Origin of the sequence: Rhizobium sp. Root483D2 (genome assembly GCF_001426685.1) — a bacterium.
GTDB classification, from domain to species: Bacteria; Pseudomonadota; Alphaproteobacteria; order Rhizobiales; family Rhizobiaceae; genus Pararhizobium; species Pararhizobium qamdonense.
The window spans coordinates 235,701-253,035 of the sequence record NZ_LMFB01000044.1; the positions used below are offsets into that span (position 1 = coordinate 235,701).

Annotated in this window: 13 protein-coding genes; 7 read left to right on the forward strand and 6 right to left on the reverse strand. The window is 61.9% G+C overall.

Annotated elements, in window-relative coordinates; all coding sequences use genetic code 11:
• Positions 1-15 precede the first annotated feature (15 nt).
• Positions 16-1,686 (reverse strand): MFS transporter, encoded by a 1,671-nt coding sequence (locus ASD32_RS28290; RefSeq protein ID WP_060641350.1) that lies wholly within the window; start codon positions 1,684-1,686, stop codon positions 16-18.
• A gap of 6 nt (positions 1,687-1,692) precedes the next feature.
• Positions 1,693-2,136 (reverse strand): MarR family transcriptional regulator, encoded by a 444-nt coding sequence (locus ASD32_RS28295; RefSeq protein WP_060641351.1) that lies wholly within the window; start codon positions 2,134-2,136, stop codon positions 1,693-1,695.
• Between the two features lie 347 nt (positions 2,137-2,483).
• Here ASD32_RS28295 and ASD32_RS28300 point away from each other — a divergent pair, with 347 nt between their 5' ends.
• From ASD32_RS28300 to ASD32_RS28330, 7 genes are all read left to right on the forward strand, one after another.
• Positions 2,484-3,986, forward strand: a complete 1,503-nt coding sequence (locus ASD32_RS28300) for a replicative DNA helicase (protein ID WP_060641352.1) — start codon at positions 2,484-2,486, stop codon at positions 3,984-3,986.
• Positions 3,987-4,130: 144 nt separating this feature from the next.
• Positions 4,131-4,775 (forward strand): TerC family protein, encoded by a 645-nt coding sequence (locus tag ASD32_RS28305; protein ID WP_060641353.1) that lies wholly within the window; start codon positions 4,131-4,133, stop codon positions 4,773-4,775.
• Positions 4,776-4,906: 131 nt separating this feature from the next.
• Positions 4,907-6,067: an alanine racemase gene (gene alr, locus ASD32_RS28310; RefSeq protein WP_060641448.1), complete on the forward strand. Its 1,161-nt coding sequence runs from the start codon at positions 4,907-4,909 to the stop codon at positions 6,065-6,067.
• 325 nt (positions 6,068-6,392) lie between these two features.
• Entirely contained in the window at positions 6,393-7,796 is a 1,404-nt protein-coding gene (gene radA, locus ASD32_RS28315; RefSeq protein WP_060641354.1) for a DNA repair protein RadA, read from the forward strand.
• A gap of 144 nt (positions 7,797-7,940) precedes the next feature.
• Positions 7,941-8,555, forward strand: coding sequence for a CvpA family protein (locus ASD32_RS28320; RefSeq protein ID WP_060641355.1), 615 nt, complete (start codon positions 7,941-7,943; stop codon positions 8,553-8,555).
• 224 nt (positions 8,556-8,779) lie between these two features.
• On the forward strand, positions 8,780-10,270 hold the full coding sequence (purF, locus tag ASD32_RS28325) for an amidophosphoribosyltransferase (protein ID WP_060641356.1): 1,491 nt from the start codon (positions 8,780-8,782) through the stop codon (positions 10,268-10,270).
• A gap of 133 nt (positions 10,271-10,403) precedes the next feature.
• Positions 10,404-11,144 (forward strand): SDR family NAD(P)-dependent oxidoreductase, encoded by a 741-nt coding sequence (locus ASD32_RS28330; protein ID WP_060641357.1) that lies wholly within the window; start codon positions 10,404-10,406, stop codon positions 11,142-11,144.
• 97 nt (positions 11,145-11,241) lie between these two features.
• On the opposite strand, the gene pssA is transcribed toward ASD32_RS28330, so the two are convergent.
• From pssA to ASD32_RS28350, 4 genes are all read right to left on the reverse strand, one after another.
• Positions 11,242-12,102, reverse strand: coding sequence for a CDP-diacylglycerol--serine O-phosphatidyltransferase (pssA, locus tag ASD32_RS28335; protein WP_060641449.1), 861 nt, complete (start codon positions 12,100-12,102; stop codon positions 11,242-11,244).
• Positions 12,103-12,134: 32 nt separating this feature from the next.
• Positions 12,135-12,833 (reverse strand): phosphatidylserine decarboxylase, encoded by a 699-nt coding sequence (locus ASD32_RS28340; protein WP_060641358.1) that lies wholly within the window; start codon positions 12,831-12,833, stop codon positions 12,135-12,137.
• Positions 12,834-12,984: 151 nt separating this feature from the next.
• The gene (locus ASD32_RS28345) at positions 12,985-14,871 is read right to left on the reverse strand and encodes an ABC transporter ATP-binding protein/permease (RefSeq protein WP_060641359.1); all 1,887 of its coding nucleotides are present in this window, start codon (positions 14,869-14,871) and stop codon (positions 12,985-12,987) included.
• A gap of 200 nt (positions 14,872-15,071) precedes the next feature.
• Complete coding sequence (locus tag ASD32_RS28350; RefSeq protein ID WP_060641450.1) at positions 15,072-17,087, reverse strand: LysM peptidoglycan-binding domain-containing protein; 2,016 nt, start codon at positions 17,085-17,087, stop codon at positions 15,072-15,074.
• Positions 17,088-17,335 lie beyond the last annotated feature (248 nt).

Below are 17,335 nucleotides of genomic sequence, written 5' to 3' on the forward strand. Positions count from 1 at the left end.
TGAACTCTGGACGTATCAGGACGGGGTGGCAACCGCAGGTGCGGCTGCCGTGTGCGGAACGAACCGGCGCCAAGTGAGATGTCCGAGCAGAAGGACAAGGCCAATGGCGGAGGCGACGGAAATGACGAGGAAGGCGTCGTTATAAGCTAGAACATTGGCTTCGCGCGTCACCTGCTGGCCCAGCAATTGCAAACCTTCGGCATTCAACAGCGACTTGTCGGTAATGACTTTGCCATAAGAACCAGAGAGTTGCGACACGCGTTGGGCAACGAAGGGATTGGTCAAAAGGATGTGTTCGACCAGGACATTGGAATGGAATTTCTCCCTCAGCGTGACGAACGTCCCAAGCGCTGCCTGCGCGACCAGTGCGCCGATGCTCTGGGTAAACAGGAAAATCACCAGAAAATTCACAAGGAACGGCGCGCCCTTGGCAAGCGCCGTGGCAAATCCCTTGGACATGACCGGCGGCAGGAACATGGCCGCGCCCGCCGCCACCATCGCCTGGCTCAGATACATCTGCTCCGGCCGGGTCAGGCTGGTCGATTGGCTATCGAGAAAAGCGCCGCAGGCAATCAGCACCAGAGCCAGCACATGCGCGGTTTCGACATAGCGCGTCAGCATGAGAACCGTGCAGACCAGGCCTCCGGCAATCGAGGCGAGCAGGATGATCGTATACATGGTCTGCGTCTGGTCATTGATGAGGCCAAGCTGCATGTAGAAATTCGCAGCCGTCGTGGTCTGCTCCGAGCTCACCACCCGGAACAACAGCAGGATGCCGGCCATGTGCATGTTTTCTCTTGAAAACACCCAGCGCAAATCGATCAGCGGCATTTTGCGCGGCAGCTCGAGAGCGACCATCAGCGTCAGGGCCGCAATGGAGCCAGCCAGGAGCACGCCGAGCCACGGCACTTCGAACCACCAGTAGAGCCGTCCCAGCGTCAGGAAGACGGCAAGGCAGCCGAAGCCGATGGCCAGGAGGAGGTAGCTCAAGATATCCATCTTCTGGATGACATTGGCCCGCGGCGGCGGCGTCAGCGGCAGGAGGTAGACGACCGGCAGCGCCATCAGCGCCAGTCCCATCTCGAACGTATAGAGCGCATGCCAGCCGCCGAGATCCATCAGCGGCGGCGAAATGATGCGGGCGATGGGTGCCGACAGCGTCGTGTTCATCAGGGCAAGGCTCAAGCCCACCGACAGCTTGCGGGCGGCTGGAAACGCTTCGAGCATGTAGAGAAAGCCGAGTGTCGATAAAGGTGCGGCCGCCATGCCGCTCAGAAACCGCACGACCGTTGCCGAATGCAGATCGGAGACGAAGATATTGAGAACGGAGGCTAGCACGAAGCAGACAATGCTGAGTTCGGCAAACCGGCGAAGACCATATTGCATGCGGATCTTGAACAGTGCGATCGACATCGACGCATAGGGGGCGATATAGGCGGCCGAAAGCCAGGCGATTTCCGAGGTCGTTGCCGAGAGCGAGCCCTGAAGCTGGTAGATATTGGCGTTGAGCAGGTTCATGCCCAAGCCTTGCGTCAGAAACAGAAGCAGCGACGATGCCATGTAGATGGCGGCCCTTGCCGGGCTCATCGGCTCAGGCGGTGGCTGAATGGGCTGTGTTGGCGCGGCGAGCGGGTTTTCGGGCGCGATGCGGTTGCCGTTCGCGCTGTCTTCGGTCACCGTGCTCATCTCCGCTCAATCCCTGCCGATGGAGACGAGATTGCCGGCCATCAGACTGACGACCTGCAGGGCAATGGCCTTGTCCTTGTTATCGACGCCACCCAGGACCTGCTCGCGGATTTCGCAGGCCAGCTTGTCGATTTCACCGGCGATATTGCGGCCACGGGCGGTCATGTGGATCTGTTTGGCGCGGCGGTCGCTGGCTTCGACCCGGCGTTCGATGAAGCCCTGTTTCTCCATACCGTCGAGCAGGCGCACGATCGTTGGCGTTTCGATCCCGAGTTCGTCGGCCAGTTCGCGCTGGTTGAGGCCGTCGCGCTTGGACAGGGCAAACAGCGCTCTGGCCCGCGATAGTGTTAGCCCCCGCGCCTTGACCCGCGCATCAAACAGCGCCCGCAGCTTGCGGTTCACCGAAGCCAGCGCATCGAAGAGTTCGCGATTAACGGCAGAGTTGGGCATTTCATACCTTTTTCATATTAGTAGTATGCTATCTATTATGGTCCTACTTAGTTCAACGCCGCACGCTTTTCAAGTCACGCGATAGATAGAGGCCAAAACCTCTGCGCATAGCAGCCAGTCGCGATAGAATGGACACAGGCGCCGATTCGGCTGAAATCCGGTCAACAGGAAATGCCGGTATCGGCAGTTTTTCCGCATTCGGCCATCAGGGCCTGTGAACAACGGTGACGGCTTGCCGCCGCATCCAATGTGGCGGCCACTGTTGCAGCCAGGTCATTGACGCACAGTGACGGGACACGCAAACCGGTAGCACACCAGAGAATGACGACAGACAGAGACGGGACGCCATGAACGAGATCGCGCGCAGACTTGCACCCATCGCCAAGGATCAGGCCGAAGCACAGTATCGCGAGGCGCCGAACAACCTTGAGGCGGAACAGGCCCTGCTGGGGGCTATCCTCGTCAACAATGATGCTTTTTACCGCGTCTCCGACTTCCTGAAGCCGGTTCATCTCAACGAACCCTTGCACCGCAAGATTTTCGAGGTCGCCGGCGACATCATCCGCATGGGCAAGACCGCCAATCCGGTGACGATCAAAACCTTCCTGAAGGCCGACGAGAAGGTCGGCGACATGACGGTCGCGCAATATCTTGCCCGCCTCGCCTCCGAAGCCGTCTCGATCATCAATGCCGAAGACTACGGCCGCGCGATCTACGACCTGGCGCTGCGCCGCTCGCTGATCACCATCGGCGAGGACATGGTCAATATCGCCTATGACGCGCCGCTCGACATGCCGCCGCAAAGCCAGATCGAAGATGCCGAACGCCGCCTGTTCGAACTGGCCGAAACCGGCCGCTACGACGGCGGCTTCCAGGCCTTCAACGATGCCGTCGCCTTGGCGATCGACATGGCCGGACAGGCCTTCGAGCGCGACGGCCATCTGTCCGGCATTTCCAGCGGCATCCAGTCGCTCGATGCCCGCATGGGCGGCTTGCAGCGCTCCGACTTGATCGTTCTGGCCGGACGCCCGGGCATGGGCAAGACCTCGCTTGCCACCAACATCGCCTGGAACGTTGCGCATGCCTACGAGCCGGAGGTTCAGGCGGACGGATCGTTCAAGGCGAGGAACGGCGGCGTCGTCGGCTTCTACTCGCTGGAAATGTCCTCCGAGCAGCTGGCCACGCGTATCATTTCCGAGCAGACCGACGTGTCCTCGTCGAAGATCCGGCGCGGTGATATTTCCGAAGCCGAATTCGAAAAGCTGGTCGGTTTTTCGCAGACCATGCAGAAGACGCCGCTTTATATCGACCAGACCGGCGGTATCTCGATCGCCCAGCTTTCTGCCCGCGCCCGCCGCCTGAAGCGCCAGCGCGGACTTGATTGCCTGGTGGTGGACTATATCCAGCTGATGACCGGCTCGGGCAAATCGAGCGACAACCGCGTGCAGGAAATCACCCAGATCACCACCGGCCTGAAGGCGCTGGGCAAGGAACTGAACGTGCCGATCATCGCGCTGTCGCAGCTGTCGCGACAGGTGGAAAGCCGCGAAGACAAGCGCCCGCAGCTCTCCGACCTTCGCGAATCCGGCTCGATCGAGCAGGACGCCGACGTCGTGCTCTTCGTGTTCCGCGAGGAATATTACGTGAAGAACATGGAGCCGCGCGACGAGTTCGACCCGAAATACGAAGAGTGGAAGCAGAAGTTCGAGGCGGTGAAGGGCACCGCCGACGTGATTATCGCCAAGCAGCGCCACGGGCCGACAGGCACGGTGAAGCTCGCCTTCCAGTCGGAATTTACCCGCTTCACCGATCTGGCCGACCCGTCGTTCACGCAATACGAAGAGCATTGATCTCTCGAAAAATGGTGCCGGACGACGCCACAGCCTGTGGCCGTGTTGCAAATCTTCAGGCTTGCCGTTAAGCGAAGGGAAAATTAGCAAAGCCATCGCGGCATTTTGCCGCGATCGCCGTCATCAGCTTGGGGAAATCTGTTCATGGAAGCTTTTATCGCGCTGCTGCAGGTGCTTGCGATCGATCTCGTTCTGGCCGGCGACAATGCCATCGTCATCGGTCTTGCCGCAGCCGGGCTTCCCAAGGAACAGCGCGGCAAGGCGATCCTGATCGGCATCGCGGCTGCCACCGTGCTGCGCATCATCTTCGCCCTGCTCGCCACCCAGCTCCTGCAGATTCTCGGCCTTCTTCTGGTCGGTGGCATTCTCCTGCTCTGGGTCTGCTGGAAGATGTGGCGCGAGCTGCGCACCGCAGCCCAGGAAGAAAATGCCGGGCTGGAATCGCTGACCGGCGAAGACGTCAACAAGGACGGCACGGTTGGCAGCGGCGCGCCCCGCAAGACGCTGAAACAGGCAGCCCTTCAGATCGTCATCGCCGACGTCTCCATGTCGCTCGACAACGTGCTGGCCGTTGCCGGTGCGGCGCGCGAACACCCCAATATCCTCATCCTTGGCCTTGCGGTCTCCGTGGCGCTGATGGGCATTGCCGCCTCCTACATCGCCAAGCTGCTGCACCGGTTCCCCTGGGTTTCCTATCTCGGCCTGGCGATCATTCTCTTCGTCGCGCTGAAGATGATCTACGAAGGCTTCGTGGAAGTCGAACCGCTGATCACATCGTCGCTGATGTAAACCGGTTTCGGGCACAGAGACGGCGGACCATTCCGCCGGAAATTTCAATCCGCGATCGCTATCAAAGCGGTCGCGGATTGATCAAATCAAGGCGATTGCAGCCGCCGCCGCTTGGCTGTATTTCTCTCGCCATGGCCGATTTGCACACTCCCCCTTTCACCGATCCCGCCTTTGAGGCTGCCTCCAACCGCGTGACCATCGACCTTTGTGCGCTTGCCGATAACTGGCGCCATATGGATAGACTGTCGGGCAAGGCGCGGGCGGCGGCGGTGCTGAAAGCCAATGCCTATGGCATCGGCATCGAACCGGCCGCCCGCACGCTCTACGCCGCCGGTGCGCGGGATTTTTTCGTTGCCAGCGTCGAGGAAGGCGTTGCCCTCCGCCCAATCGTGCCGGATGGCCGCATCCATATTCTGGCCGGCATGTGGGCGGGCAACGAGCAGCTGTTCTTCGACAACGACCTCGTGCCGATCATCAATTCGCAAGAACAGCTCGCCTTCTTCATGTCGGCTTTGTCGCAGCATGGCGACCACCCATGCGTCCTGCATGTCGATACCGGCATGAACCGGCTGGGGCTGACGCTGGACGAGGCCTTAACACTTGCCGGCGATCCCGTCCGGCCCGCGAGCTTCTCGCCCATTCTGGTGATGAGCCATCTGGCCTGCGCCGACGATCAGGCGCATCCGCTGAACCGCCGCCAGCTTGAATCATTCCGGACGGTTACGGCTGCTTTCGAAGGCATCGAATCAAGTCTCGCCAATTCTGCCGGTATTCATCTCGGCTCCGATTTTCATTTCGGCATGACCCGGCCGGGGATCGCCACCTATGGCGGCGAAGCCGTCAACGGCGTAGCCAACCCGATGAAGCCTGTGGTCATGGCTGAGGCGCGCATCCTGCAGATCCGGCGCGTGCGCACCGGCGAGACGGCAAGCTATGGCGGCTCGGCCCAGTTTTCCCGCGATAGCCGGGTGGCGATCGTCGCCATCGGTTATGCCGACGGTTATCACCGCTCGGTCTCCGGCGGCGGCGTCACCCTGCGCCAAGCGACCCCGTCCGGTGCCTACGGTTTCCTGCATGGCCGGCAAGTGCCGCATCTTGGCCGCGTCACCATGGATCTCAGCCTGTTCGACGTCACCGATTTCGCCGACAATGCCGTTCGGCCCGGCGACTATATCGAATTGTTCGGAAACAATGTCGCGATCGACGACGTTGCCCGCGCCGGTGGCACGATCGGCTATGAGATGCTGACCAGCCTTGGGGCGCGGTATGAGCGGGCCTATATCGAGGCCTGACAGCTTTTCAGACCGAAAACATTGGAATCGTGACGACGATCATGTAGACTGGAACAAAAGGAGATCATCGCGATGAATATCCGATTGAATGATGACGATCATGCGTTCATCGATGAGGAAGTTCGCGCCGGCGTCTATAGGGATGCAGACGAGGCTGTGCGGCCTGACAGGCGTTTCGCGTGACTTTAATTCCCGGCCTGCGGGCCTTCTCCTATCGGGACCGCTGCATCGACTTACCTGTGGACAATTCCACGATGACAGTCCTGCGCATCCTCCATGGCCGCTAGGACATCACCTCCAAAGACTTCCCCGAAAGCGAAATTTGATGGCGAAAGCCCGGACACAATTCATCTGCCAGAACTGCGGAACCGTTCACGCCCGGTGGGTGGGGAAATGCGAAGGCTGCAACCAGTGGAACACGATCGTCGAGGAAGACCCGATGGGGGGCATCGGCGGCGGCCCCGGCCGCACGCCGAAGAAGGGCCGGCCAGTGGCGCTGACGACGCTGTCGGGCGAGATCGAGGATGCGCCGCGCATCATGACCGGTATTTCCGAGCTTGACCGGGCCACCGGCGGCGGCTTCGTGCGCGGCTCGGCCGTGCTGATCGGCGGCGATCCCGGCATCGGCAAATCGACGGTGCTGATGCAGGCCGCCGCCGCGCTGTCGCGCCAAGGGCACCGGATCATCTATGTCTCGGGCGAAGAGGCGGTGGCGCAGGTGCGTCTGCGGGCGCAGCGGCTGGGGGCTGCCGATACCGAGGTGCTTCTGGCCGCCGAAACCAATGTCGAGGACATTCTGGCGACGCTTGGCGAAGGCCGGCGGCCGGATCTTGCCATCATCGATTCCATTCAGACGCTGTGGAGCGATACCGCCGATTCGGCGCCCGGCACGGTGACGCAGGTGCGCACAGGCGTTCAGGCGATGATCCGCTTTGCCAAGCAGACCGGCGCGGCGATCGTGCTGGTCGGCCATGTCACCAAGGAAGGCCAGATCGCCGGCCCTCGCGTCGTTGAGCATATGGTCGATGCGGTGCTCTATTTCGAAGGCGACCGCGGCCATCACTACCGTATCCTGCGCACCGTCAAGAACCGCTTCGGCCCGACCGACGAGATCGGCGTGTTCGAAATGTCCGACAAGGGCCTGCGCGAGGTCACCAACCCGTCGGAACTGTTTCTAGGCGAGCGCAATTCAAAATCGCCGGGGGCCGCCGTCTTTGCCGGCATGGAGGGAACGCGCCCCGTGCTGGTGGAAGTCCAAGCGCTGGTCGCCCCGACATCGCTCGGCACGCCGCGCCGTGCCGTCGTCGGCTGGGATTCGGCCCGGCTGTCGATGATCCTTGCCGTGCTTGAGGCCCATTGCGGCGTCCGGCTCGGGCAGCATGACGTTTATCTCAATATTGCCGGCGGATACCGTATTTCCGAGCCTGCAGCCGATCTTGCTGTGGCTTCCGCGCTGGTTTCCTCGCTTGCCGGTCTTGCCCTTCCCTCCGATTGCGTCTATTTCGGCGAAGTCAGTCTGTCCGGGGCCATCCGGCCGGTCGCGCACACCGCCCAGCGCCTTAAAGAAGCCGAAAAACTCGGCTTTTCACAGGCCGTCCTGCCTGCCGCTTCCGCCGACCTGCCCAAAGGCAGCGGCATGAGCTGGGCGGAGATGGAAAGCCTGCCGGATCTGGTGGCGCGCATTGCCGGCTCGAAGGGAGCCCTGAAGCAGGCCGACAATGATGATTGAGGAATTTGCCGTTTAAAAAATGGTGAATTCCGGTGAAAACAGTGTTCAATCATGGACCATCGAAAGACGCCTGCCGCGTCATCATATATGGTTCGCGGACAATCAGCGTGGGGCCGTCTCAAGGCGGTTTCGGAGTAGGACAATATGCCCATTACAATTCTCGACGGTATCGTTCTCGGCGTCGCGCTTTTCTCGGCCATCCTGGCCATGGTTCGCGGCTTTTCCCGGGAAGTTCTGTCGGTCGCAAGCTGGCTCGGCGCGGCCGCTGCCGCCTATTTCCTCTACCCGTACCTGTTGCCCTACGCAAAGAACTACACCAGCAGCGACACGGTCGCGATGATCGGCTCGGCCGGCGTCGTCTTCCTGATTGCGCTGATCATCGTCTCCTTCATCACCATGCGGATCGCCGATTTCATCATCGACAGCCGCATCGGTGCGCTCGACCGCACGCTCGGCTTCCTGTTCGGGGCCGCCCGCGGCGTCCTGCTCGTTGTCGTCGCCATGCTGTTCTTCAACTGGCTGGTTGCGCCGCAGCAGCAGCCGGTTTGGGTCACAACCGCCAAATCAAAGCCGCTGCTCGACAATCTCGGCGGCAAGCTGATCGCACTCCTGCCTGAAAATGCCGATGCGACGATCCTCGACCGCCTGCGCGGCAAGGACACGACGGGCGAAGGCGAGAACGAAGGCACCGGTGGCACGACCACCCAGCCGCCGGCCGAAGAAACGCCTGCCACCAACGGTGCAGCGACCAACGGCTAAGGCCGAACGATAGAATGAGGGCCCGCTTTTGCGGGCTCTGTCCATTTTTGCAACGATGATATGTGAAACCCTCAGGCCTTACCGGCTTGAAGGCTCACTGAATAATTCTTAAATCCGACCCGATTCAAGAATTATGCCGGATGAAGTAAGCCTGCAGCGCCGTTGCAGAGACCCAAGACCATATGCCAAACGCGTTCCAGCCGTTAACACAAAGGCCAACAGCGATGACCCATTTGCGAGCAGCAGAAATTCACGATGAAATGGACGGCGATACGCTGCATGAGGAATGCGGTGTCTTCGGCATTCTGGGACATCCCGATGCGGCAACGCTGACGGCGCTCGGCCTGCACGCCCTGCAGCATCGCGGCCAAGAAGCGGCGGGTATCGTCACCTTCGACGGCAAGCAGTTCCACACCGAAAAGCGCATGGGCCTCGTCGGCGACCATTATACCGATCCGGCGATCCTCGCAAAGCTGCCTGGCACCATTTCGATCGGCCACACGCGCTATTCGACAACCGGCGAAGTGGCGCTGCGCAACGTCCAGCCGCTATTTGCCGAACTCGAAGTCGGCGGTATCGCCATTGCCCATAACGGCAACTTCACCAACGGCCTGACGCTGCGCCGCCAGATCATCGCCACCGGCGCCATCTGTCAGTCAACCTCGGATACCGAAGTCGTCCTCCACCTCATCGCCCGCTCGCGCCATACCTCGACGGCCGACCGTTTCATCGATGCCATCCGGCAGATGGAAGGCGGCTATTCGATGGTCGCCATGACCCGCACCAAGCTGATCGCCGCGCGCGACCCCACCGGCATCCGGCCGCTGGTCATGGGCGAACTCGACGGCAAGCCGATCTTCTGCTCGGAAACCTGCGCACTCGACATTATCGGCGCGAAATATATCCGCGACGTGGAAAATGGCGAAGTGATCATCTGCGAGATCCAGGCCGACGGCTCGATCCAGATCGATGCGCGCAAGCCCGTCAATCCGCAGGCCGAGCGTCTCTGCCTGTTCGAATACGTCTATTTCGCCCGCCCCGATTCGGTGGTCGGCGGCCGCAACGTCTATACCGCGCGCAAGAACATGGGCATCAACCTGGCAAAGGAATCCCCCGTGGATGCCGATGTGGTCGTTCCCGTTCCGGACGGTGGTACACCGGCTGCGATCGGTTATGCCCAGGCGAGCGGCATTCCCTTCGAACTCGGCATCATCCGCAACCATTATGTCGGGCGCACCTTCATCGAGCCGACGCAGTCGATCCGCGCCTTTGGCGTCAAGCTGAAACATTCGGCCAACCGGGCGATGATCGAAGGCAAGCGCGTCGTGCTGGTCGATGATTCCATCGTGCGCGGCACGACATCGCTGAAGATCGTGCAGATGATCCGCGATGCCGGCGCAACCGAGGTTCACATCCGCGTAGCCAGCCCGATGATCTTCTATCCAGACTTCTACGGCATCGACACGCCGAACGCCGACAAGCTGCTCGCCAATCAATATACCGACATCCAGGCGATGGCGAAATTCATCGGTGCCGATTCGCTGGAATTCCTGACGATTGACGGGCTCTACCGCGCTGTCGGCGGCGAGGCCCGCAACAATGCCCGTCCGCAGTTCACCGACCACTATTTCACCGGCGACTATCCGACACGGCTTCTCGACAAGAACGGCGATACGACGAGCCCGAAACTGTCGATGCTTGCCAGCAACGGCTGATCCACAGTCCTCAGGCCCGGCACGGGCTTGAGGAGCAGCACTTGCCGGTCGAAACCCAAAGTTCCCGGCTTGCGCCGGAACCCGGACGTGTGGCACAGCAAGCCCGCATCAATGAATTCGGAGCCACCCAGACATGATCGATCTCAAGGGCCGCATAGCACTGGTCACCGGCGCATCGCGCGGCATCGGCTATTTCACAGCGCTTGAACTGGCCAAGGCCGGCGCACAGGTGATTGCCTGTGCCCGCACGGTCGGCGGGCTGGAAGACCTTGACGATGCGATCAAGTCGGCGGGCGGACTGCCGGCGACGCTGGTTCCCTTCGACCTTGCAGACATGGCGGCGATCGACAAGCTCGGCGGCGCCATCAACGAGCGCTGGGGCAAGCTCGACATTCTCGTCGCCAATGCCGGCGTGCTCGGCGTCATCTCGCCGGTCGGCCATGTCGAGGCCAAGGTGTTCGAAAAGGTGATGACCGTCAACGTCACCGCCACCTGGCGGCTGATCCGCTCCGTCGATCCGCTGCTGCAGCAATCCGATGCCGGCCGCGCGCTGATCCTGTCCTCAAGCGCTGCACACAAATGCAAGCCGTTCTGGGGCCCCTACTCCGCCTCCAAGGCAGCCGTCGAGGCGCTGGCCCGCACCTGGGCCGGCGAAACGCAGCGCCTGCCCTTGCGCATCCTCTCGGTCGATCCGGGCGCCACCCGCACCGCCATGCGCGCCCAGGCCATTCCGGGCGAAGACCCATCGACCGTGCCGCACCCGTCCGAAGTCGCCGCAAAGCTCCTGCCGCTGGTAGGCCCAGGCCAGACCGAAACCGGTAAACTCTTCATCGTCCGCGAAAACCGCATCGTCGATTACCGCCTGCCGGATTGATTGCACCTGGGCGCATCAACACGTCACAGACAGAAAAAAGAGCCGTCGCGATGGTGTCGCGGCGGCTCTTTTTTGCTGGGTGATCGACTGTCCAAACTCACATCTTATCGACCGGTAGACCGTCTTCGCCCGGTGAGGCGTGGTCGTCGGGATGGCCTGGCCATTGGCTGCCATATTTGCGGTGCCAGGCGCGGGCGCCGAAGGGGAGTGTCAGGAGGTAGCCGACGGCGGTGATCGCCATGGTTTCCCAGGTAAAGCTCATCAGCGTCGCCACATAGAGGACGACGAAGAGGATGACGGGCAGGACCAGATCGCGGCGGACGCGGTTTTCCGATTTGCCGGACCAGACCGGCAGGCGGCTGACGAGCAGGAACGCGATCAGCACCGTATAGGCCGAGGCGATCAGCCCCATGACATGGCCGGGCTGAACGCCGAGAAGGCCGAGATAAACAGGCAGAAGCACCAGCATGGCACCGGCAGGCGCCGGGACCCCGACAAAATATTCCGATTGCCACTTGGCCTTGATATCCCGCTCGGCCATCACGTTGAAGCGCGCCAGGCGAAGACCGGCGGCGATGACGTAGATCAGAGCGGCAATCCAGCCGATCGAGCGTGCCTCATCCAGCACATAGGCAAACAGGACGAGCGCCGGTGCGACGCCGAAATTGACGATATCGGCGAGCGAATCCATCTGCACGCCGAATTTCGACGTGGCCTTCAGGAGGCGGGCGACACGCCCATCGATTCCATCGAGGAAGGCTGCGACCAGCACCATGGCGACGGCAAGCTCGAAACGGCCCTCAAACGCCAGGCGAACGCCCGAAAGCCCGGCGCAGATGGCCAGAACCGTGATCAGGTTGGGCACGAGCAGCCGCAGCGGAATTTCCCGCAGGCGCGGGCCGCGCGCACCATCATCGTTGGGGCCATGCGGGTCAAAAGGCGGAAAGGGCGTTTCCATGATCTGCTCCTGTTTCGCTTTTCGTTCGTCCATCAACCGCGCCGGCTGATGACAGGTCCCTTGGCGGAGCCGAATTCCGCCAGAACGGTTTCGCCGGCAATGGCCGTCTGGCCAAGGCTGACGCGGGGTTCGGCGCCTTCAGGCAGGAAGACGTCCAGGCGCGAGCCGAATCGGATGAGGCCAAAGCGCTCGCCGGCCTGAAGCGTGTCGTTGGGGACGGACCAGCAGATGATGCGGCGGGCAACCAGCCCGGCAATCTGGACGACGCCGATTTCGCCATGGCCGGTTTCGATGACCAGGCCGTTGCGTTCGTTTTCGTGGCTTGCCTTGTCCAGTTCGGCATTGACGAACTTGCCGGCACGGTAGGCGATCCGGCGGATGGTGCCGCGCACCGGCGCACGGTTCACATGGCAATTGAACACGTTCATGAACACGGTGATGCGCAGCATCGGTACGGTGCCCAGCCCCAGCTCTTCCGGCGGCGTCATCATCGCGATCGATGAGACGCGGCCATCGGCCGGGCTGATGACGAGGTCATCGTCCAGCGGCGTCATGCGTTCGGGATCGCGGAAGAAATAGGCGCACCAGGCCGTCAGGATGAAGCCGATCCACATCAACGGCTCCCACAGAAAGCCGAGAACCAGCGAAACAACGAAGAAACCGGCGATGAAGGGATATCCTTCCTTATGCACCGGAACCAGCGTGTTGCGCACCGTATTGATCAAGCTCATCTTATGGCATCTCCAAATTTTCGGTCCGGCAAGGACGTACAGGGAAAAGTGGGCGGTTGGTAGTCGTTAGTGGGCAGTGAGCGGAGAGAAGTGAGAACTTCCTGGAAAATCGCTTCCGTCTTCACCAATCACTCCCCCCTCCTCGCTCGCCTCACACCGCCGCCGGGCCGCGAACGACCACGCCGAGATCGTCGCTTTCGCGCACCTTCTTCAGCGTTTCCTCGGCCTGCGTGGCTTCGCGCTGGCGGTTCCACATGGAGGCGTAGAGGCCGTTGCGGTCAATCAGCTCTCCGTGCGTGCCGCGCTCGGCAATGCCGCCGTCCTTCAGGACGATGATCTCGTCGGCATGGATAACGGTGGACAGCCGGTGGGCGATGACGAGCGTCGTGCGGTTTTGCGAGACGATGTCGAGTGCGGTCTGGATTTCCTGCTCGGTGCGGGTATCGAGCGCCGATGTCGCCTCGTCGAGAATGAGGATCGGCGGGCTTTTCAAAACGGTGCGGGCGATCGCCACGCGCTGTTTCTCGCCGCCTGACAGCTTGAGGCCGCGCTCACCGACCATCGCGCCATAGCCTTCCGGCAGGCTCTTGATGAAGCCGCCGATCTGGGCAATGTCGGCTGCGGCCTCGACCTCGGCCTGCGAGGCGGAGGTGCGGCCGTAGCGGATGTTATAGGCGATGGTGTCGTTGAACAGGACCGTATCCTGCGGCACCATGCCGATGACGGCGCGCAGACTCTTCTGCTTTACGTCGCGCACATCCTGGCCATCGATGGTGATGGCACCTTCCTGCACATCGTAGAAGCGGTAGAGCAGCCGGGAGAGCGTCGATTTGCCGGCACCGGAGGGGCCGACGACCGCAACCGTCTTTCCGGCCGGCACCTCGAACGAGATGCCCTTGAGGATCGGCCGGGCCGGGTCATAGGCGAAATGCACGTCCTTGAAGGCGATGGCGCCCTTGTCGATCGCCAGTTCCACCGCATCCGGGCTATCGACGACTTCGGCCTGGACTTCGAGCAGGTCGAACATCTGCTCGATATCGGTCAGGCCCTGGCGGATTTCGCGGTAGACGAAGCCGATGAAATTGAGCGGGATGGAGAGCTGCATCAGCATGGCGTTGATGAAGACGAAATCGCCGAGCGACTGTTCGCCGCGCTGCACCGCCAGCGCCGACATCACCATCATCACAGCCGTACCGGCACCGAAAATCACCGCCTGGCCGAAGTTCAGCCAGCCGAGCGAGGTCCAGACCTGGGTGGCCGAGCGCTCGTAACGCTCCATCGACTGATCGAAGCGCTGGGCTTCCATCTGCTCGTTGCCGAAATATTTCACCGTCTCGAAGTTCAACAGCGAATCGATCGCCTTGGTATTGGCATCGGTATCGCTGTCGTTCATCGAGCGGCGGATCGAGATGCGCCAGTCACTCGCCTTGATGGTGAACCAGATATAGACGGCAACGGTGACGGCGGTGACCAAAAGATAGCTGAAGCCATAACCCCACCAGAAGATTATCGCCGTCATCAGAAACTCGATGAGGGTCGGCACCGTGTTCAAAATGGTGAAGCGGACAATCGTCTCGATGCCCTTGGTGCCGCGCTCGATGATGCGCGACAGGCCGCCGGTGCGGCGCTCAAGATGGAAGCGCAGCGACAGCTGGTGCATGTGGACGAAGGTGCGATAGGCCAGCTGGCGCACCGCATGCTGGCCGACGCTGGCAAACAGCGCATCGCGCAGCTGGTTGAGCCCCGCCTGCAGCAGCCGGGCGAGATTATAGGCGAGCACCAGCATGACGGCGCCAGTAAAGACGACGGGCAGGATGCCGGTGACGTCGGTCTTGCCATTCAGCGCATCCGTCGCCCATTTGAAGAAATAGGGCACGAGCAGGAGCACGACCTTGGCGATCAGCAGGATGACCGTTGCCCAGACCACGCGCATCTTCAGGTCGGCGCGGCCGCTCGGCCACATATAGGGCCAGAGATTGATGATCGTCTGCAGCGGATTGCCTGAATCCGCCGATACCGTCTTCTTCTGCGCTGCCACGTCGTGTCCGCCTTCATTTCCCGGCCGCCGGTCTGCGGCAGCCGTCCTTGCGCGCCTTGAATGTCATGGGGATGACGACATCGACGAAGGCGCCGCAAGCGCAATTTTCCAATGGAAAGCGGCGCCTTTGTGAGGCGCCGCTTTGTGTTTCAGATAGGACTCATTTTCGGCAACTGCAATGGAGCAGCAGCAAAAAGCGATCAGGGCAGATGCTTCACATGCTTGCGGTGCATCTCTTCCGATTCGGCTTCCGACATCGCCTTGTCCGGCACGCCGAAGACCTGGCCGGGCAGGATCCGGTCGGGATCGGTGATCTGATCCTCATTGGCCAGGTAGATCGTCGTGTAGCGCACGCCAGCACCATACAGACGGCGCGAGATCTGCCAGAGCGTATCGCCACGGCGGATGATGACCGAGGTCTTGCTCTGCTGCAACGGCGCCTGCTGCACGGTTTCAGGCTCGGCTGCCGGCTGGCCGGCGGTCCCAGCGCCCGCCGCTGGAGCCGCGTTGTCCGTTGCGGGTGCCGTCGCAGCAGCGCCTGCATCCGTGGACGGCGCGGTTGTCTGTGCGGCAGGCTGCTGGGCGGTTTCGACCGGTGCCGGCTGGGTCGCGTCACCTGCAGGCTTTGCAACATCTGCAGGCTTGGCAACATCGCCGCCTGCTGCCGGTGCCGTCTCTGCAACAGCATCCTTTGCCGGTGCCGGCGTTACGGCCTGGCTTGCAACCGCATCGTTGCCGGTACCATCCGTGCGCGGCATCAGCGCCGAGCCGACCGCAGCCTCGATCTTGCCAAGCGCTGCCGATACGCTGGCCGCATCCTTCGGAAGGGCCTTCAGCATGGTCAGCGCATTGGTCGCAGACTTGGCTGTCTTGGCTGCCATTTCCTTGACATTGGCATCCAGATTGTCGGCAACCTTGAAATCGGCGAGCGACTTCAGGGCAATTTCGGTGGAGGAACGTGCCGCCGCCAGTTCTTCGGCCGTCGGCACCTTGCCATTGGCAAACAGGCCCTTGAGCAGGCTCAGCGCCTTGGTCGCCTCCAGCCGCAGACCATCGAAACTGCCGCCATCGAACGGCACGACGGAGCCTTGGGCATTGCCCTGCGCCACGGCTGCCACCTGATCGCCTTCCGGACGATCGAACGGCACGGCGGCGCGCAGCTCGACCTTGCTGCCATCAGCGCTCATCATGTCGGCGCGGATCGTGTGATTGCCAACCGGCAGATCGAGCGTGCCATCGACGACGAAGCGGCCCTGCTCGTCGGTCTCGGTTTCCCCCACCAGCTTGTCATCGGCATAGATGCGCACCAGCGCACCGGCCTTGGCATTGCCGGCCACGAAAATCTTCTTGCCTTCGATCTCGACGGCGGAAACCGCGACGGCCGGTGTCTCGCCGGTTGCCGCGACGGCCGCCGCATCGCCAGCCGCATCGCCAGTCAATAGGGTCTGCGTGGGCGTGGCGAGCTGTGCAGGCTTGGCAATACCGGTTGCCGCCGTTGCCGGTGCCGGCTCGGCCTTGGCTACCTCGCCAGAGGTTGCTTCCGTCCCGGCGGACTTTGCGGCCGCAGCGCTGCCGTCAGCCTCGGGCTTGGTGATGATGCGGCTTGCCTCGCCGGGCTTGGCCACCATGGCCAGCAATTCGCCGGCCTTGTCCTTCGGGATCGAAACGGTCGCGACCTCTTCGGAGGATTTTGTCACGCCATTTTCGCCGGTGCTGCGCAGCGTCAGCTGATAGTCACCGGCCGGCAGCGGCTTGTCGAAGATCGCGGCAAAATCACCGGTGGCACCGGCATCTGCCGTTCCGACCACCGTCTCGCCATTGACGATCTCAACCTTGCTATTGGGCTCTGCCCGCCCGGCAATCACGGTGGAGCCGTCCGGCTCGACACGCAGGACGTCGAAGCCCGGTACCGTCAGTGCGACAGCTGGATCCGTCCCGTTTGTCCCGGCAGGTGCTGTCCCGGTTGCCGGAGCATTCGCCGTTTCGCCGCCAGCCGTCGGGCGCGCGCCCTTGGCGTCTGCCGTTGCGGCATCCGCAGGCGAGGCTGGCTTTGCACCCGGCTCGTTCGCCGTCACTCCGGCCGCATCATTGGCAGGCGCTTGCGCCGTGACCTTGTCCTTTCCGCCGTTGATATTGGGCATGACAAAGAAAATCATCAGCAGCGACGCAATTGCCAGGACGATAAGGGCCACCCAGCCGGCCTTGTTCTTCATCATGCACATCTCCAAATGACCCGGAACCATCAGCGCCCGCCATGGGCGCAGAGGGACAGCTTTTTCCAAGCCTTATGCCCGTAGCTTTCCGCCTGTTCTTGCTGGACGGAATCAGCCTGTCCATAACGTCAGATCATGCTTAAAAATTGCTAACGATTCCCGAGGTTTTCCACAAGCATCACCGCATGTTCAGACCGCCGGAAAGCCCTGTTTCCCGTCATTTTTCTTGACGCATGCAGCCCCGCGATGTC